Source organism: Tateyamaria sp. GN1-10, from assembly GCF_055693845.1.
Genome location: NZ_JBVFUR010000004.1, coordinates 601,207 through 618,112 on the forward strand (window position 1 = coordinate 601,207; position 16,906 = coordinate 618,112).

The window sequence follows — 16,906 nt, forward strand, 5'->3', positions numbered from 1 at the left end:
CCTATTGGCGTCCCAAGCTAGAACGCAGAATGTTGAGAGCCGATTTGTAGATAGCCAGGGATCTGTCATGTTGCCGCTTTGCTTCGGTCGCGCGCAGCATTTCAGTTTCCAGCGAAACGGTGTTTCCATCTGGTGAGGCGAACGACTTATCTTGTTCTGTCGTTGCTTCGGCAGTGTTTGATGGACTGCCGTTCATATGAGAATGCCGCGTGGCGCGCTGCGAAAAAGCAGAACCTTCGCCCGGTCCATAGATATCCGTGAAACTTGGAAGGTCACGTGCAACGTAGCCAGGCGTATCGGCGTTTGCGACATTTTGCGCAATCACCGCCTGCCTTTGACCGGCATGTATCGCCATCGCTTGTGCCGACTCAAAAACGGTCAGATTTTGAAACATCGGGGCTTCTCCCTCGTGCAATTTCAATCAACGCTTAACTCTGATTCCCTAAGAAACTGTGTGCAAACATCAGGAGAATCCGATGCGCCAAGCCGTGCGATTGCAAATGTTGAAAGCCCAACTCGCAGACATTCAGGTCATGTATCCAATTGGCCGGATCAGTGCGGCACACGGAAGTGTGCTTACCGTGTCAGGCTTGAATGAACGTGCAAAGATTGGGGATCGCGTGTTGGTCTCGCGTCAGTCGGATGAACCCCTTTCGGCGGAGGTCGTGCAACTATCCCAAGCAGCTGTAACTGTTATGCCAGACGGTCCCTTTGAAGGCATCGCACTCGGTGACCGTGTGACTATCGATACCCAAAGCAATATTGCGCCAAATGAAAGTTGGCTCGGTCGCATTCTTGATCCGGACGGCAACCCACTTGATGGAAAACCTGTTGGCCGAGGATTGGCACCGCGTGCGCTAAAGAATGAGCCACCGGCTGCGGCATCTCGGCGTGCGCTTGGCCCCCGATTGGAAACGGGACATGTTGTATTCGACACAATGCTGCCGATTGTTCGGGGGCAGCGGATAGGTTTGTTTGCCGGTTCCGGCGTAGGAAAATCGAACCTGATGGGGCGATTGGCCCAACGCATGTCGGCAGATGTTGTCGTAATCGCCATGATCGGTGAGAGGGGCCGCGAAGTACGCCAATTTGTTGATGATGTCCTTGGGCCTGAGGGATTGGCGCGCTCAGTTGTAGTTGCAGCGACATCCGATCAGTCCCCTTTGCTCAGGCGCCGATGCGCTTGGACTGCTATGGCTGTTGCAGAGCATTTCCGCGATGAGGGAAAATCCGTTCTGTTGCTGGCTGATTCTGTCACTCGTTTTGCAGAGGCACATCGCGAGGTTGCGGTTGCTGCGGGTGAAGCGCCAGTGTTGCGCGGGTTCCCTGCCTCCACCTCGCATCTAATCATGTCACTGTGCGAACGTGCTGGCCCAGGCGGACCAGACCAGGGCGATATAACCGCGGTGTTCAGCGTACTGGTTGCCGGTTCTGATATGGATGAACCAATAGCTGATATTCTGCGCGGCGTACTGGATGGGCATGTGGTATTGGATCGAGGAATTGCAGAGCGGGGGCACTTTCCAGCTGTCGACGTTCTACAATCTGTTTCGCGAAGCCTACCGGCGGCAGCTTCAAGAGCTGAGAACGAGACAATCGCACAGGTCCGAAAGCTCATGAGTGTCTACACGCAAAACCAAATGATGATCAGCGCCGGGCTCTACACACAAGGAGCGGATGCCGAAATAGATGGAGCACTGTTGGCATGGCCCCATCTAGACAAGGCGATGACATTGGTTCACAGCGAAGGGTGCGCACATAGTTTCGATCAACTGAAGCTGGCGTTGCGCCGAGGCGGTAGCGCCAACAACCGCAGTGCGCCCCGTTAATTGCTGCGCTTGACCATTGTATGAATGACGACCTTAACAAGTTCGGGTGCCGCATCAATAATTCCAAAAGTACGTGCACGCAACGAATGATCGAATGGGCTCAGGAGCTCAACAGAGTAAGGGCAATTGACGCGCCAGACGCTCCGCTCCCGATTTGGCCCAACTGCGAACGTGCAAGATATATTGTGACCAAGCGATCGAGTGTTTCCGGGTCGGCAAAATCTGCAGGATCACTGACACCCAACACTCGTTCGGACCTGTCTTGAAACACAGACAATTGCTGGTCGATATCAATTTGCCCAAAAGCTTGGGGCAATCCTAAAGCGGTCTCAAAAAGAGTTCTTAGAGGCGGTTGTCCCATGATGCTGAACCACTTCGCTGCATCGGTTCCAGAGCCCTGAACTACGTCTGGTAGAGTCCGCTCAGCATAAAGCGCGATACGCATCGACTCATCTTGGTTGCCGGTTGCGACTTCGAAACTATTAGCCTGGAACTTCGCAATTATATCATCAACAAAGCCTGGCTTTAACGCGCCCCTGATCTCTCCGGGACCAAAGCCAAAAGCCTCCGAAAAGTCTCTGTAGCGACTATCCGAAAAGCGATTTGCCAATGCGTCATCTGCAGTCGTGCCATCGCTCAACATTTTTTGAATAAAGAAAGTATTGTTTATGTCATCTGACAAGCCAAAGGCACCCATTGCCACGGTCAATAATTGACGATCTGATACCAATTCTTCAGCCGTACCGACGGACGCGATTTTTTCCGCAAAGTGATCAGTATCTCGTTTCAGCTCCGTTGACTGGCTGAATACAGAAAGTTGCTGGTCATACGTTCGTTGTAGAAACTGCCACCCGGCCAAACCGGAAGAAATCAAAACTGGCTGGTACATGGTTAGTGGTTCGCTGCCAACAGACGCTCTTCACGGGGTAGAAGGGCGCGCAGTGCCTTGAGGCACTTGTAGTGATCATCTTGTACAAGAGCGTGCGACGCGATATCGAGATGTTTGCGGCTGTCAGAGTCGATGAATATCTGGCTCAACTCCTCGATGCTGCGCAACAACCATTGACGCGAGTCGGTCTTGTCACTGTCACCTGATAAAACGAGCTGAACAGCATAGCACACACGCCGAACCGGGGTGGTCGCGTCTTGCGGGTGGATCGCGTCACGCAAACGCAAAATGTTCGCATCAGAAGAAACAATTGCCAACCGGCTTCTACGATCGCCATTTTCAATGACCGCTCCATTGATCAGTATGCGCTCTTTCGGGCCAAGCTTTAGAATAAGGCCACTCATTTTGAAGGTCCTTCCACTTTTAGACCACGCAAAACAGCCATATTTATTTCGAGTAAAGGCAACACTGATGCCTTTTTGCGCAATACTTTCTTGGTGTGATGGCGTGTAAATTCGGCCAAGTAGATGATCCGCGCTTTTAGATCTTCTGGCAGCGGATTTTCTTTATCCACAACATCAACGACAAGTGCCGTCCACAGCCTTTGATTGTCGTGCAGTGCATGCGCGTAACTGGGGAAGTCTGATTTGGCCTTAATGGCCGTGTCGCGCAAACCTTGGGTTACACGGGCTATGATTTCATATTCCGCCCGTCGTCCGTTTTTGGTTGATACTGCATTTTCAGTATAGCCACGCATGGCCTGGAGGGTTGCATTCACACCATCGCCTTTCAGAGGTTCATGTCAGAAGAATGCCGGGGCGATGAACGTCAACGCCCCGGCCTGCCTGATTACCGGAACAACGACAGGATTGTCTGCGGTGCCTGGTTGGCGATCGAAAGCGATTGCACACCCAACTGCTGCTGAGTTTGCAGGGCTTGCAAACGTGCAGATGCTTCTTCCATATCCGCGTCGACAAGCGCGCCGATACCAGATTTCATCGCGTCCGTAAGTTTGCTAACAAAAGTGTTCTGATCTTCGACCCGTTTCGCAGAAGCGCCCAGTTGAGCAGCTCCGTTGATCGCGGTTTGAAGGAACGCTTCCATTTCACCCAACGCAGTAGCGGCTGATGCCTGGTCTGTCACGGCAGTGCGTCCGGCGATGTCCAGGTTGGCTTCGAAATCAACAGTTGCAACGTCGATAGTCGATGCTGTCGGCGCACCAGATCCAACACGGTCCAAAGACGACAGAATGGTGAGCTGAGTTCCGCCATTACCATCGGTGTCCGTCGCTAACAGATTTACGCCATTGAACTGTGACGCACCGATGATGGAAAGAATTTGCGCTTCTTTCTCCGCCATGTCGGCTTCGATTTTCGCGTAGTCAGCTGTTTCACTGTTGCCCGAAACAGTCAGTTCTTTCATCTCTTCAAGAACGTTTACAATTTGCTCAGCCCCAGCAGACGCAACTGCAACCGTTGACTCACCAACACTCAGAGAGTCCGAAATCGCGTTGAAACCAGCAACGTCCGATTCCATAACTTTGGAAATCGCCCAAATGGACGAGTTGTCTTTGGCAGACGCGACAGTTTTACCTGTCGAAATCTCGTTCTGCGTCATCGCCAGGTTTTTGTTGATACCCTTCAGGGTCTGCAGCGCAACCATTGCGCTGTTGTTCGTAAGAATGCTCGACATGTGCATTTCCTTTTGTCACGGCGCTTTGCGCCCTGGTTTACGTCCCGCCCCCCGATGGGACGGCCAAACTGCCATTCTGACAAATGCACACCCCTTAGCGGGGCGATGCGCCACTTGTTGCCAAGTGCGCGATCACCATGACGGTGATTTGCCTAACGGATTCCTAAATTCGGAAATCCGAAAAGGGCGGATTTGAACTAATCCTGCTCAAGCTCGTTTTTCCAATGCGCCGCGGGACTTTAGATTGACAGACGTGCGCTGACCCCGCGCGTCATATGTGTCAAGCGACTCACGGACACGTCTGACCGCAGACAATCGTCGTGCTACAGATCGCACCCCATCTGCAGCCGATTCCAAAAGGTTCTGGTTCCGCTCGAGCTTGATCCGCAACGCAGTCGATACTTCGGCATTGGTTGCATCCCAACCTCCAAGCTGTTCAAGCAAACGCGATTTCTGATCAAACAATCGGCCAACGTCATCAATGTTCCCGTTCAGAACAGCGGTTCTCTCGGCATCAAGCAGATCCTCGAGTTCGTCTAGTGCGATTTGAAACTCATCCCGTCTCATGGCTGCGCTCCTTAAGCGATTCAAACAGTGCCTCAGCCAGCCCTATGCCACCTGCTTCGACCATTTTTTCAGCTTGGGCTTGCACGAGGAATGATGAAAACTGATCTTCGCCCGCGCCGCCTCCGAACGCGTCACGGCTTTCTCCAAGCCCTGCCGACTTCAACATTTCCGCAAGGAATGCTGCCTCAAGTTTTGCGGCAGCCGCACGCAAGGATGTGTCGCGGTGATCAGCAGATGACGGCAAACCAGTGTGTATAGAGGTTGTGATCATTGGCCTTCCTTAGAATTGGATGAATTTTCCCAACCCTTGCAGATCAGCGGTAAAGAACCAGTAACTATGACTGGTCCAATGTGTGCGAAACGTGGAAGAATCCCGGAGAAATGCGTGCAACTCATCCAGACCATCAGTACGAGCCCAAAGACTGATCCGGCAGCGCCGACCCAACCAACGTCAGAACATATGTCAGGCACCTCTTTCGCGCTCGCGATGGGAGAAGACGCAAACGAGACCACCGAGCCGACGATCCCCGAAATGATCGCTCAGGCTGCTGATGAAGCCGCGCTGCAAGCTGAGAAACCTGATTTGGATGCGCTGCATTCCTCTGACTTTTCGAGCGAGGGCGATGGGCCACCAGTCAACCAGGACACCGAGGCGCAAGACACGCATAAGACATCCACCACGCTTCATGGCGAGCCAGGGCAAACACTTTATACCGGCACAACACACGGTAATTCTGCACAACACACTCGGAATACTTCAGGGGAAGAACCCCATGCGCGTTCTAACCAACCCAAAAGGCTTCACCGATATCGGCAATGATTCAGGGGTTGTCACAACCCAACCTGGCATCTGATGCAGCGGCCGTGGACAATCCCAAGGACGCTGAAAGCGAGGCGCGCAATAGATCGGGTCGGACCCAATCCGTTGTTCCGGCGACCGTAGCTGGGATGATCGGAACAGAACAACAAACAAAGCAAAACGCGATATCTCCGGAATCGACGCCGACAAATACGAGCATGCCGATTAACAGAATCTATGGGCTTGAGCCTTTGAAATCGCACAAAAACAGTCTTCACACTGAGTTGTCGCATGTCCCAAAATTTGACGGTGCGTCCGACAGAATCAAGTCAGCAGAGAAATTGAACTTCACCGCACAGGCTGTCGCAAGCAGTCAAACTGGCGCCTCGTCACTTGTAGCGGTAACGCGATCGACACAAATGCAAGCGCCGCACGGGCTTCCAGAAAAATCCAATGAACCGATCACCGCGACTGTAAGATTCTCAGACCAGCATACCGCAACTTCACATACATCAGGAACCGGCGCATATGGCAGCCCCTTGGTTCCTCAGAGCGTCGCAATGGGAACTCAACGGACACAAGCCGTCAACACGATCGTTCAAAACCTGTCGGAGCAGTCTGCGATCGGGATCGAACCCACGGACAAAGCTGATGAGCTGCCTTGGGAAACGCGCCCAATGAACGCGCCGAACACTGCCAAGACCACACCGCCAGCCCTACGCGCAGAGTTGCCTCAGCATCTCTCTAATACCATCGCGGAAGCATTCAAAAGGGCGCCTGATAAACCGATTGAAATTGCGCTCAACCCGGCGGAACTCGGTCGTGTTCGAATGATAATGTCAACGAGCGAAACCGGTATCACAGTGACCATTGCAGCCGATCGTGGCGAAACGCTGGATCTGATGCGGCGCAATATCGACGATCTGGGCAAATCTCTGAACGATCTGGGTTTCGAGGATGTATCCTTTGCTTTTGATCAAGGGCAACAGAGTGCCGAACAGCAAGAACAGACAGGCAGCGATGACTCAGCTACGACTGACGAACCTCTTGCTGCACACGAAACGACAACTCCACTCGCACGTGTTTCGAACGCGGTGACAACTGGCATCGATATGAGGCTTTAAAAATGGATATCACACAAACACCTGCTCCCACACAGGCCACCAACAGTGCAATCGGCAACGCTGCGACCTCCAGTGTATTAAGCTCGGATTTTGAAGTGTTTCTCAAAATGCTTACCGCGCAAGCTGAATATCAGGATCCGCTTGAACCCATCGATCTCGTCCGAATACGCGGCACAGCTGGCGCAATTCTCAATGGTCGAACAGCAGGTCATGACGAATGATCTGATGCAAGAAATGCTTGCTGCACTGGGTGCCAATGACATGTCTGGCGCAGCCAATTGGATCGGAATGGAGGCGTTGGTACAAGGGCCGGTCAAATTTGAAGGATCGTCGATCACGATCGCTCCCAACCCGCCTGTCGCCGCAGATGCTGTGACCCTTGTCGTAACAAATGAACAAGGCACCGAGGTGACCCGCCGCAGCCTGCCGGTCAGCGCCGAACCATATATCTGGGATGGCCTGGACTCGGATGGAACGGCTCTTCCACATGGCGAGTACTCCTTCCAGGTCGAAAGCGTCGCAAATGGAGAGGTTCTGTTGACAGAACCAGCACTGGCTTACAATCGCGTGACCGAGGCGCGCATCGAAAATGGATCAACCCTGTTGGTGCTTGAAAGTGGATACATGGTACATGCCAATAATGTGACGGGGCTGCGAGAAGCGTCCTAGGGCAACGCGTCGCTTATTCTGAACCCGGTATAGACACTCGGCATGATGAGACGACGAAAGCGACCAAAGGGAAAGCGCGTGGCGGCAGTAGACATGACATCCGGGTAGTGATCTGGACGTTTGCCGCTTGCTAGAGCCGCCAGAACATGGCCAGCATACGTGCCCATTGCTACGCCATTGCCGTGATATGCAAACCCGGCCAGCACGCCTGACATTCCAGGTACTGCCCCCACAAACGGCACGCGATCTCGCGTCAAGCAGACAAGTCCCGACCATGCATGTGTGATGTCAACATCAGACCACGCCGGGAACATGGAATGAAAGTGACGCATCACGGAAGAACGCGCTGCTGTTTCTGCCTTGGCGCCCGAGAGCAACCCACCGCGCATTCCGAACAGAAACCGCCGATCTGGCATCAGACGAAAATAGTGGAGCAGATGCCGCGTATCATACGCCATCTGATCGCTCGTCCATCCCTGTCGCTGCAATTCCTCATCGGCCAGCGGGCGCGTTACGATAACAGTGGATTGAGCGGGCATGTAGCGTGCCGCCATCCAAGCAGGGACGTCTTCGCTCGAATAGCCGTTGGTCGCAATGACTATCCGTTCTGCACGGACGAGACCTTTCGGAGTTTTGATTGCTCCGGACGTGATGCTCAGAGCCGGGCTGTTATCGTGGACCGCGACACCCAACTCGAGACACGCATTTATCAACCCATCAAGCAACTTCCGTGGGTTCAAGCCAAACCCAATCGGGATTGTAAGCGCACCGTGAAAGGGGCCAGACAAACCAGCTGAGGCCAAATCTGAAGGAGGCAGAATGTCGGCTTCGACCCCATAGTTTTCGTAAGCGGCACGTGCTTCCCCTTCGAAATTTTCAAAGGCGCGGGGCCTGTGGGCAAGACATGTTTCGCCGTGCGAATGCCGATCCACATCTATCGATAGATCGTCAATCAACTGTTCAACCAGCTCAACAGCAACCCGCTCTGTGGTCCGCCACGCCCGCCTCGCTGAATAACCATATCGCTGATCCAATGCCGCATCCGAACGCATGCTGCCACCCAGGCAGCAAAATCCACCGTTGCGCCCTGACGCGCCCCAGCCGGCCGCGATTGCATCCAGAACAACAACCCGCGCACCGCGCCGTGCAAGATGCAACGCTGCAGAAAGACCCGTGAAGCCAGCCCCGACAATGGCGACGTCATATTTAGCATCACCCAACAACGCAGGTCGCGCCGTTGCTTCGGTCGTTTCATCCCACCAACATCCATTCCTTGGTCCGGATGCATAGGCATATTTTGAAAAAATGCGCCTCATATAGCGCGGGCAGCCGCCTGTTCATCCCGTTTGGCCCTCACCGCCGCTTGTTTCGACGCCAGTGACGCAGCAATGACCCCAACCGTGACCAGTCCGATCAGGATCGTACTGAGCGCGTTGATTTCAGGACTGACACCAAGCCGGACAGACGACCATATCTTCATCGGGAGGGTTGTGGCTGAAGGTCCTGATGTGAAGGAAGCGATGACCAGATCGTCAAGGCTGAGCGTGAAGGCCAAAAGCCAGCCGGAAATGACGGCAGGGGCAATGATCGGCAATGTCACGAGGCGAAAGGCATCCCAAGGCGACGCACCAAGATCAAGCGCTGCTTCCTCAAGCGATCTGTCGAAACTCACCAAGCGCGAGGACACAACAACCGATACAAAGCACATCGAAAAGGTCGTGTGCGCCAGAACGATGGTCAAAACGCCGCGATCCAATCCAATCCCAATAAACAGCAGAAGCAGCGACAGACCGGTGATCACCTCGGGCATCACCAGCGGCGCATATATCATGCCAGAAAACAGGGTACGCCCCCAAAACCGTCCGCCGCGCACAAGAACATACGCTGCCATCGTGCCCAGAACGGTGGCAATGCTCGACGAGATGACCGCAACGCGGAGCGTTACCCAAGCCGCGTCCAGAAAAGCCTCGTTCGACAACAGCTCACCGTACCATTTGGTCGAAAACCCCGCCCAAACCGTGACCAGCTTTGACGCGTTGAAACTGTAGATCACGAGGATCAGCATCGGCACGTACAGAAACACAAACCCAAGCGTCAGGGATACGACATTGAAGGAGGAAAGTCGGTTCATCCCTCGGCCTCCACCTGTTTCTGTTCGTTCCGCTGAAACAGAACGATGGGTATGATCAGGATCAGCAGGAGGATCACAGCAACCGCAGAAGCCACCGGCCAATCACGGTTTGAGAAGAACTCTTCGAACAGCACCTTCCCGATCATCAACGTGCCCGAACCACCCAAAAGCGATGGGATCACGAACTCGCCCAGCGCCGGAATAAAGACCAGGAAACACCCCGCGATGATCCCGTTGCGTGAAAGTGGGATCGTCACCAGCCAGAACGCCTTGATCCGCGAACATCCCAAGTCCTCAGCCGCCTCGATCAACGACCCGTCAAGCCGATCCAGCGCGGAATATATCGGCAGGATCATGAAAGGCAGATACGTATAAACGATCCCGATATAGACTGCGGTGTTGGTGTTCAGGATGGTCAGTGGCGCATCAATGATCCCAATCCACAACAGGAATTGGTTCAAAAAACCTTCGCCCGACAAGATACCCACCCATGCATAGACGCGAGATCAGGAACGACGTCCAAAACGGAAGGATCACCAGCATCAGCAGGGTTGGACGCCACTGTTCGGGCGCGCGGGCCATGGCATAGGCCATGGGATAACCCACCAGCAGCGTCAAAAGCATCGAAATCAGCGCAATCTGAAGCGAGCTGACATAGGCTTTCCAATACAAATCATCTTCGGTCAGGAAGATGAAATTCTCGAAATCCAGTTGCGACAGCATATTCCAGATGCCGTCTTTGGCGGTGGGCGTGTACGGCGGAATGGCCAGCGCAATATCCGACAATGATATTTTGAAGACCACCGCGAACGGGATCAGGAACAGCGCAAAAAGCCACGCATAGGGAAGCGCTATGAGAACCGCACGCCTCATTCCGCCAAAAGCACCCCGGCGGTCTTGGTCCAACTCACCCAGACCGGGTCTTCCCACGTGAAATCTCTGCGCGAGATGCGGCGCGTGTTGGCTACCTGTGCCTTGATGATGTCACCCGTGGGCAACTCCACGTGATACGTGGACAGGTTCCCAAGATAGGCGATGTCCAGAACCTTGCCCTGCACAGCATTATCAGCCTCAGGCTTGTCCCTGTGGATCGATACCTTCTCGGGTCGGATCGCAAGATGGCATGCCTGACCATCAGAAAACGGGCAGGTGCTTGCGGCGACAACCGGTGTCTGTTGTGCGGCCCAGTTGACCTCGTAGGTCTCGCTTTCAATCGGCTTGGCTTGGCCGCGGAGGATGTTCACATCCCCGATGAAATCCGCGACATAGACACTGTTCGGCGCTTCATAGATGCGCTCAGGCGTTGCGACCTGCATCACGCGCCCCTCGTCCATGACGGCCACGCGGCTGGCGACGGTCATCGCCTCTTCCTGATCGTGGGTGACAATAACGAAAGTCGTGCCCGTCTTTTCCTGAATGTCCATCAACTCGAACTGCGTCGCCTCGCGCAGTTTGGCATCAAGCGCACCAAGCGGTTCATCCAGCAAAAGCAGTTTGGGTGCCTTTGCAAGCGAACGGGCAAGCGCCACGCGTTGCCTTTGACCACCCGAAATCTGGTGAGGCTTCCGGCGCGCGAACTTTTCCAGCCGCGTCAGCTTGAGCATCTCTTCGACCCGCGCAGCAATGGCCGCCTTGTCCTTACTCTCGCGCCGTAGACCAAACGCGATATTGTCCCACACCGACAGATGCGGAAACAGCGCATAGGACTGGAACATCATGTTCACGGCCCGCTTGTTCGCAGGGACACCAGCAATGTCCTGACCCGCCAGTTCGATAGAACCGCCCGTCGGGTTTTCGAACCCGGCCAGCATCCGCATCATTGTCGTCTTGCCGCACCCGGAAGGGCCCAGCAGGGCAAAGAATTCGCGTTCAAAGATGTCGAGGGTCAGATCGTCGATGGCGATAAAATCGCCAAAGCGTTTCGTCACATTTCGAAACCGGATCAGCGGTTTCTCGTTCGGGTCGTCCCAGGGGGCGAAAACAGTCTCTGCCAAGGGGAATTCCGTTCAAAAGGAAATGGACGCGAGGAGGTGCCTCGCGCCCGGAAGTCGGCCTTAAGTGCCGGACTTGATCTTGGTCCACATCCGCGTGACAGTCCGCTGCACCCGGGCCGGATACGGTGTGGTGGTATAAAGGTTCTCAAGCGTCGCCTCATCCGGGTAGATGGCCGGATCACCAATTACATCCTCAACAAGAAACTCTTGCGAGGCTGCGTTGCCGTTGGCGTAGTAAACGTAGTTCGACGCCTGCGCCATGTTCTGCGCGTCCAGGATGAAGTTCAGGAATACATGCGCGCCTTCCGGGTTGGGCGCGTCAGCGGGGATTGCCATCTGGTCGAACCACATAAGAGCACCCTCGCTGGGTGCATTATAGGCCACCTCAACCCCATTCTCAGCCTCGGCAGCACGGTCACGCGCCTGCAGGATGTCACCGGACCAACCGAAGGCGACGCAGATGTCACCATTCGCCAGCGCGTTGATGTATTCCGAGTTGTGGAATTTCTGTACGTAAGGACGCACACCCATCAGGATTGGCTCGGCCTTGGCCAGAACATCCGGATCGTGGCTGTCGGGGTCTTCACCGATGTATTGCAGAGCCGCTGGAACCATCTCGGTCGGTGCATCCAGGAAATGCACGCCGCAAGCCTGCAGCTTTTCCATGTTCTCAGGCTTGAACACCAGATCAAGCGATCCCAGCGGCGCATCTTCACCCAGGATTTCCTGAACCTTGCCAACATTCACACCGATGCCGGTGGTGCCCCACATGTAGTTGATGGAATAAGCGTTGTCTGGATCATACTGCATAGTCCGCGCTTCGACCACATCCCACAGGTTTTCGGCATTGGGCAGCTTGGAAGCATCCAGTTTCTGGAATGCCCCTGCACTAATCTGGCGCTGCAAGAAGGTGCCCGACGGCACGACGATGTCATAGCCAGAAGAGCCGGCCAGCATCTTCGTTTCCAAAACCTCGTTGCTGTCGAAGACATCATAAACCAGATCAAGCCCGGTCTCTTCTTCGAATTTCGTCAGCAGGTCTTCGTCGATGTAGTCAGACCAGTTGTAAACGCGCACTTCGTCTGCAAGCGCAGCGCCCGTCAGGGCAAAAGCTGCGACAGAACTCAGCAGTGTAGTTTTCATGGTGTACTCCCCGTATCACGCCCGGTGAGCCCGGGTCAGCGGTTATGAAATCAACTTTTGCTTCATGCGTCCAGCAAGATTGCAGATGGCGGATTGACGGCAGGCGCGCTGCCCATATTCTCGGCACGTTGTTCAACACCCGAGGTTTCCATGCCCGCCATCACAAACCACCTGCCCACGTCCGAGCTTCAGGCACTGGACGCAGCGCACCACATGCACCCCTTCACCGCAGGGGGCGAGTTGGCTGAAAAAGGCGCGCGGGTCATCACGCGGGCCAATGGTGTCTATCTGCACGACAGCGAAGGGAACGAAATTCTCGACGGCATGGCTGGCCTTTGGTGTGTGAACATCGGCTATGGCCGTACGGAACTTGCAGATGTCGCCGCCCGCCAGATGCGCGAACTGCCCTATTACAACACCTTCTTCCAAACGACCCACGTGCCCGTCATTGCGCTGGCCCAGAAGATTGCCGAACTTGCTCCAGGCGATTTGAACCACGTCTTCTTTGCTGGATCGGGGTCCGAGGCAAACGATACCAACCTGCGCATGGTCCGCACCTATTGGGCGATCAAGGGCAAACCCCAAAAGCAGATCGTGATCAGCCGCAAGAACGCCTATCACGGTTCATCCGTCGGATCGGGGTCGCTGGGTGGCATGACGGCGATGCACGAACAGGGCGGCCTGCCGATCCCCGGCATCGTTCACATAAACCAGCCCAACTGGTGGTCTGAAGGCGGTGATACAACGCCCGAAGACTTCGGTCTGGCGCGGGCACAGGAACTGGAAGCCGCCATTCTGGAGCATGGCGAGGACAAGGTCGCCGCGTTCATCGCCGAACCCATCCAGGGTGCCGGCGGTGTGATCATCCCACCCAGCACGTATTGGCCCGAAATCCAGCGCATCTGCGACAAATACGAAATCCTGCTGATTGCAGACGAAGTGATCTGCGGTTTCGGTCGCACGGGGAACTGGTTCGGAAGCCAAACCCTCGGGATCAAACCGCATATCATGACGATCGCCAAGGGGCTCAGCTCGGGCTACCAACCCATCGGTGGATCAGTGGTCTGTGACGAGGTGGCAGAGGTGATCGGGTCGGGTGAATTCAATCACGGCTACACTTATTCCGGTCACCCGGTTGCCGCTGCGGTCGCCCTTGAAAACCTGCGTATCCTCGAAGAGGAAAACGTGCTCGAGCATGTGCGCGATGTTGCAATGCCTGCATTGCACAAGATGTGGCACGGGTTGGCCGACCATCCGTTGGTCGGTGAAACGACGATCACCGGCATGATGGGATCGCTCGCGCTCACACCAGACAAGGACAGCCGCGCAAAGTTCGCGATGGACGCGGGCACCGCGGGGTTCATGTGTCGCGAACGGTGCTTTGCAAACAATCTGGTGATGCGCCATGTCTATGACCGAATGGTCATTTCACCACCCCTGATCATCTCACTGGATGAGATTGCAGAGATGGGTCGCCGGGCACGAACCGCGTTGGACGAGTGCTATGCGCAACTCGTAGACGGCGACATGCTAAAGCCCACCACCTAGTTCTTTACAATCATGCCCCTTGGCCGATCGCAGAAACATTCTGCGGGTCCACTTTCCGTGATCCGAATGCTTTCTGTGATGGCCAGGCCCCAGCCGTCCATCCACAGGCCTGGCATGAAGTGAAAGGTCATGTTCGGCTCAAGCACCGTGTCGTCCTCTGCCCGGAATGAAATGGTGCGTTCGCCCCAATCGGGCGGATAGCTCAATCCAATGGGATACCCGCAGCGCGCCGTGCGTTCGATCCCAACCTTCTTCAGCGCTCCATTCAAAGCCGCCGCTACGTCCCGCGCCTGATTGCCTGCACGGGCGGCATCAATTCCTGCCTCCAGCCCCTCAATCACTGCGGCTTCGGCGCGCTTCATCTCGTCCGGTGGGTGCCCAAGGAACACCGATCGACAGAATGGCACATGATATCGACGGTAACACCCTGCAATCTCGAGTGTTGTCGCCTCTCCTGACCGAAACGGATCGCCATTCCATGTGAGATGTGGCGCGGCTGCATCTGCCCCCGATGGCACAAGCGGCACAATCGCTGGATAGTCCCCCCAGTCTCCGTCGACGCCCCGGATGGCATCCCGATATGCTTCCGCTACCACCTCATTCTTTGGGGTGCCCGGAACGATACGTTGTGCCATACCGTCAACTACTGCTTCAGAAATGCGTGCCGCCTTGCGCATGAAAGCAATCTCGGCATCCGATTTTACAGCACGACACCAGTTCACGAGCGACGTGGCATCAACCAACTCAAGCCCTGCGGTTTCAAGCACCGCATATGCTTTGGCAGAGAAATAGTAGTTGTCCATCTCGACTCCAACACGACCAGAGAGACGGCTAGCAAGGTCTTCCATTGGGTGCCGGGTTGAGGTTTGAATGTAATGTTCGTCATATCCGACCGCGCCACCGTCGCCCATCCAAGTCGTACGCATCGCGCCCGCCACGTCCTGCAAACGACCCCACCAGATCGGATCGGCATCATGGGTCACGATCACACCCTGATGCACATAAAATGACCACCCATCATAACCCGTCGACCATCCCATGTTCGACGGGTCCGTGATCAACAGACAATCCAGATTGGCCTTTGCCATGGCTGTCCGGACCTGCATCAACCGCGCGTGATACTCCCCAATGTCAAATGCATATTCCATGATTCCCAGCCATTCCCTGTTTTGATGTCACGGGAACAATGCCCAAAAACGCACAACAGTGCAGTGATTCCGACCGGATTGCGCTACCAATCGTTGTTTTGCGTCATAGTTGGTTGCATTGCGCCATCCACCTCGGTTTAGTTTGCGTCAAAGCGGCGACACAAGATCGCCAAAAGAACGGGGAGCCAGATTTGGCCAACACTGCGACCGACCACGCGTTCGTCGAATTCGAGCGTGTGCAGAAGAGTTATGATGGCGAAATCCTCGTCGTCAAAGATCTCAACCTCTCAATGCCCAAGGGCGAGTTCCTGACGATGCTTGGGCCGTCAGGGTCGGGCAAGACGACCTGTCTGATGATGCTGGCCGGATTCGAGACAGCCACGCATGGCGAAATTAAGTTGGGCGGAAAACCGATCAACAACATCCCGCCGCATAAGCGTGGGATCGGTATGGTGTTCCAGAATTATGCGCTCTTCCCGCACATGACGGTGGCCGAAAATCTCAGCTTTCCGCTTGAGGTGCGCAAGATTGGCAAATCCGAGCGCGAAGAAAAGATAATGCGCGCGCTTGGCATGGTGCAGATGCAGGACTTTGCGGGCCGCCGCCCGGCGCAGCTGTCCGGTGGGCAGCAGCAGAGGATCGCTTTGTCCCGTGCGCTGGTGTTCGAACCCGAGCTGGTGCTGATGGACGAACCGCTCGGTGCGCTCGACAAGCAACTACGCGAAACCCTGCAGTTCGAAATCACGCGGTTGGCGCACAATCTGGGAATCACCACCGTTTACGTGACCCACGACCAAACCGAAGCGTTGACCATGTCCGACCGCGTTGCCGTCTTCGACGACGGGCGCATTCAACAACTGGCCCCGCCAGATCAACTTTATGAAGAACCCGAAAACAGCTTCGTCGCGCAGTTCATCGGCGAAAACAACACGCTCATGGGCACCGTCAGCAAGATCGCAGGCAACCAGTGCGAAGTGACGTTGGACGATGGCGAGATCATTGACGCCAAGCCCGTCAATGTCACCCAAGTGGGCCAACGCACCCGCGTCTCCATTCGCCCTGAACGCGTCGAAATGAACAAGGAACGGCTCAGCCCTGACGCGCATACGCTGAAGGCCGAAGTGCTGGAATTCATCTACATGGGTGACATCTTCCGCACGCGCTTGCGCGTCGCAGGGAACGACGATTTTGTCATCAAGACACGCAACGCCCCCGATCAGGTGCGCCTGACACCGGGTACTCAGATCGACATCGGGTGGTTGCCACAGGATTGCCGGGCGCTTGACGCCTGAGCAAAGAGAAGAAGGCCAGGGCGACGCCCGTGGTCCGGCCTTCGCACAATTCAAACGGGCGTTAACAATGGGAGTAAGTTC

General features: G+C 55.2%; 19 protein-coding genes and 1 pseudogene. 7 read left to right on the top strand and 13 right to left on the bottom strand.

What is annotated here, in order from left to right:
• Position 1 precedes the first annotated feature (1 nt).
• The gene (locus ACZ1HN_RS04795) at positions 2-394 is read right to left on the bottom strand and encodes a FlgB family protein (RefSeq protein ID WP_472726670.1); all 393 of its coding nucleotides are present in this window, start codon (positions 392-394) and stop codon (positions 2-4) included.
• Positions 395-476: 82 nt separating this feature from the next.
• Between ACZ1HN_RS04795 and ACZ1HN_RS04800 the strand changes: the two genes are divergently transcribed.
• Positions 477-1,829: a FliI/YscN family ATPase gene (locus ACZ1HN_RS04800; RefSeq protein WP_472726671.1), complete on the top strand. Its 1,353-nt coding sequence runs from the start codon at positions 477-479 to the stop codon at positions 1,827-1,829.
• 100 nt (positions 1,830-1,929) lie between these two features.
• On the opposite strand, the gene ACZ1HN_RS04805 is transcribed toward ACZ1HN_RS04800, so the two are convergent.
• The 6 genes from ACZ1HN_RS04805 to ACZ1HN_RS04830 all read right to left on the bottom strand — a co-directional run bounded on the left by ACZ1HN_RS04805 (position 1,930) and on the right by ACZ1HN_RS04830 (position 5,248).
• The gene (locus tag ACZ1HN_RS04805; protein ID WP_472726672.1) at positions 1,930-2,718 is read right to left on the bottom strand and encodes a DUF1217 domain-containing protein; all 789 of its coding nucleotides are present in this window, start codon (positions 2,716-2,718) and stop codon (positions 1,930-1,932) included.
• Between the two features lie 2 nt (positions 2,719-2,720).
• Positions 2,721-3,122 carry a flagellar biosynthesis repressor FlbT gene (flbT, locus tag ACZ1HN_RS04810; RefSeq protein WP_472726673.1) on the bottom strand — a complete coding sequence of 134 codons (402 nt, stop codon included), beginning with the start codon at positions 3,120-3,122 and terminating at the stop codon, positions 2,721-2,723.
• Entirely contained in the window at positions 3,119-3,475 is a 357-nt protein-coding gene (flaF, locus tag ACZ1HN_RS04815) for a flagellar biosynthesis regulator FlaF (protein WP_472726674.1), read from the bottom strand. Before flaF ends, flbT begins: the two co-directional genes overlap by 4 nt.
• Before the next feature lie 92 nt (positions 3,476-3,567).
• Positions 3,568-4,410, bottom strand: a complete 843-nt coding sequence (locus ACZ1HN_RS04820) for a flagellin N-terminal helical domain-containing protein (protein WP_299204379.1) — start codon at positions 4,408-4,410, stop codon at positions 3,568-3,570.
• A gap of 207 nt (positions 4,411-4,617) precedes the next feature.
• Complete coding sequence (locus ACZ1HN_RS04825; protein WP_472726675.1) at positions 4,618-4,977, bottom strand: flagellar biosynthesis protein FlgN; 360 nt, start codon at positions 4,975-4,977, stop codon at positions 4,618-4,620.
• Complete coding sequence (locus ACZ1HN_RS04830; RefSeq protein ID WP_472726676.1) at positions 4,964-5,248, bottom strand: rod-binding protein; 285 nt, start codon at positions 5,246-5,248, stop codon at positions 4,964-4,966. The genes ACZ1HN_RS04825 and ACZ1HN_RS04830 overlap by 14 nt, the downstream gene beginning before the upstream one ends.
• Positions 5,249-5,362: 114 nt before the next feature.
• Between ACZ1HN_RS04830 and ACZ1HN_RS04835 the strand changes: the two genes are divergently transcribed.
• Genes ACZ1HN_RS04835 through ACZ1HN_RS04850 form a run of 4 tightly spaced genes read left to right on the top strand, consistent with a single transcriptional unit; the run spans position 5,363 to position 7,569 of the window.
• Complete coding sequence (locus tag ACZ1HN_RS04835; protein ID WP_472726677.1) at positions 5,363-5,797, top strand: hypothetical protein; 435 nt, start codon at positions 5,363-5,365, stop codon at positions 5,795-5,797.
• 44 nt (positions 5,798-5,841) lie between these two features.
• A complete protein-coding gene (locus ACZ1HN_RS04840) occupies positions 5,842-6,900 on the top strand; it encodes a flagellar hook-length control protein FliK (RefSeq protein WP_472726678.1) in 1,059 nt (352 codons plus the stop codon).
• Between the two features lie 2 nt (positions 6,901-6,902).
• On the top strand, positions 6,903-7,121 hold the full coding sequence (locus ACZ1HN_RS04845; RefSeq protein WP_472726679.1) for a flagellar hook capping FlgD N-terminal domain-containing protein: 219 nt from the start codon (positions 6,903-6,905) through the stop codon (positions 7,119-7,121).
• Positions 7,042-7,569: a FlgD immunoglobulin-like domain containing protein gene (locus ACZ1HN_RS04850; protein ID WP_472726680.1), complete on the top strand. Its 528-nt coding sequence runs from the start codon at positions 7,042-7,044 to the stop codon at positions 7,567-7,569. Before ACZ1HN_RS04845 ends, ACZ1HN_RS04850 begins: the two co-directional genes overlap by 80 nt.
• On the opposite strand, the gene ACZ1HN_RS04855 is transcribed toward ACZ1HN_RS04850, so the two are convergent.
• From ACZ1HN_RS04855 to ACZ1HN_RS04875, 5 genes and pseudogenes are all read right to left on the bottom strand, one after another.
• The gene (locus ACZ1HN_RS04855) at positions 7,566-8,789 is read right to left on the bottom strand and encodes an NAD(P)/FAD-dependent oxidoreductase (protein WP_472726681.1); all 1,224 of its coding nucleotides are present in this window, start codon (positions 8,787-8,789) and stop codon (positions 7,566-7,568) included. The genes ACZ1HN_RS04850 and ACZ1HN_RS04855 overlap by 4 nt on opposite strands.
• A 92-nt stretch (positions 8,790-8,881) precedes the next feature.
• Positions 8,882-9,700, bottom strand: coding sequence for an ABC transporter permease (locus tag ACZ1HN_RS04860; RefSeq protein ID WP_472726682.1), 819 nt, complete (start codon positions 9,698-9,700; stop codon positions 8,882-8,884).
• Positions 9,697-10,573: pseudogene (locus tag ACZ1HN_RS04865) on the bottom strand (ABC transporter permease subunit). Before ACZ1HN_RS04865 ends, ACZ1HN_RS04860 begins: the two are co-directional and overlap by 4 nt.
• Positions 10,570-11,694 (bottom strand): ABC transporter ATP-binding protein, encoded by a 1,125-nt coding sequence (locus ACZ1HN_RS04870; RefSeq protein ID WP_472726683.1) that lies wholly within the window; start codon positions 11,692-11,694, stop codon positions 10,570-10,572. The pseudogene ACZ1HN_RS04865 and the gene ACZ1HN_RS04870 overlap by 4 nt, the downstream one beginning before the upstream one ends.
• A 60-nt stretch (positions 11,695-11,754) precedes the next feature.
• Entirely contained in the window at positions 11,755-12,837 is a 1,083-nt protein-coding gene (locus tag ACZ1HN_RS04875) for a polyamine ABC transporter substrate-binding protein (RefSeq protein WP_472726684.1), read from the bottom strand.
• Between the two features lie 150 nt (positions 12,838-12,987).
• Between ACZ1HN_RS04875 and ACZ1HN_RS04880 the strand changes: the two genes are divergently transcribed.
• Entirely contained in the window at positions 12,988-14,385 is a 1,398-nt protein-coding gene (locus ACZ1HN_RS04880) for an aspartate aminotransferase family protein (RefSeq protein WP_472726685.1), read from the top strand.
• Here ACZ1HN_RS04880 and ACZ1HN_RS04885 read toward each other — a convergent pair.
• Complete coding sequence (locus ACZ1HN_RS04885) at positions 14,382-15,533, bottom strand: M24 family metallopeptidase (RefSeq protein ID WP_472726686.1); 1,152 nt, start codon at positions 15,531-15,533, stop codon at positions 14,382-14,384. The two genes, ACZ1HN_RS04880 and ACZ1HN_RS04885, sit on opposite strands and share 4 nt — an antisense overlap.
• A gap of 191 nt (positions 15,534-15,724) precedes the next feature.
• On the opposite strand from ACZ1HN_RS04885, the gene ACZ1HN_RS04890 reads away from it, so the two are divergent.
• Positions 15,725-16,825 (top strand): ABC transporter ATP-binding protein, encoded by a 1,101-nt coding sequence (locus ACZ1HN_RS04890; protein WP_472726687.1) that lies wholly within the window; start codon positions 15,725-15,727, stop codon positions 16,823-16,825.
• The last annotated feature ends 81 nt before the right edge of the window (positions 16,826-16,906 follow it).

Bases quoted from the DNA above. Each gene is read 5' to 3' on its own strand.
- ACZ1HN_RS04795 (WP_472726670.1), bottom strand. From the start codon at position 394: ATGTTTCAAAATCTGACCGTTTTTGAGTCGGCACAAGCGATGGCGATA.
- ACZ1HN_RS04800 (WP_472726671.1), top strand. From the start codon at position 477: ATGCGCCAAGCCGTGCGATTGCAAATGTTGAAAGCCCAACTCGCAGAC.
- ACZ1HN_RS04805 (WP_472726672.1), bottom strand. From the start codon at position 2,718: ATGTACCAGCCAGTTTTGATTTCTTCCGGTTTGGCCGGGTGGCAGTTT.
- flbT (WP_472726673.1), bottom strand. From the start codon at position 3,122: ATGAGTGGCCTTATTCTAAAGCTTGGCCCGAAAGAGCGCATACTGATC.
- flaF (WP_472726674.1), bottom strand. From the start codon at position 3,475: ATGCGTGGCTATACTGAAAATGCAGTATCAACCAAAAACGGACGACGG.
- ACZ1HN_RS04820 (WP_299204379.1), bottom strand. From the start codon at position 4,410: ATGTCGAGCATTCTTACGAACAACAGCGCAATGGTTGCGCTGCAGACC.
- ACZ1HN_RS04825 (WP_472726675.1), bottom strand. From the start codon at position 4,977: ATGAGACGGGATGAGTTTCAAATCGCACTAGACGAACTCGAGGATCTG.
- ACZ1HN_RS04830 (WP_472726676.1), bottom strand. From the start codon at position 5,248: ATGATCACAACCTCTATACACACTGGTTTGCCGTCATCTGCTGATCAC.
- ACZ1HN_RS04845 (WP_472726679.1), top strand. From the start codon at position 6,903: ATGGATATCACACAAACACCTGCTCCCACACAGGCCACCAACAGTGCA.
- ACZ1HN_RS04860 (WP_472726682.1), bottom strand. From the start codon at position 9,700: ATGAACCGACTTTCCTCCTTCAATGTCGTATCCCTGACGCTTGGGTTT.
- ACZ1HN_RS04875 (WP_472726684.1), bottom strand. From the start codon at position 12,837: ATGAAAACTACACTGCTGAGTTCTGTCGCAGCTTTTGCCCTGACGGGC.
- ACZ1HN_RS04880 (WP_472726685.1), top strand. From the start codon at position 12,988: ATGCCCGCCATCACAAACCACCTGCCCACGTCCGAGCTTCAGGCACTG.
- ACZ1HN_RS04885 (WP_472726686.1), bottom strand. From the start codon at position 15,533: ATGGAATATGCATTTGACATTGGGGAGTATCACGCGCGGTTGATGCAG.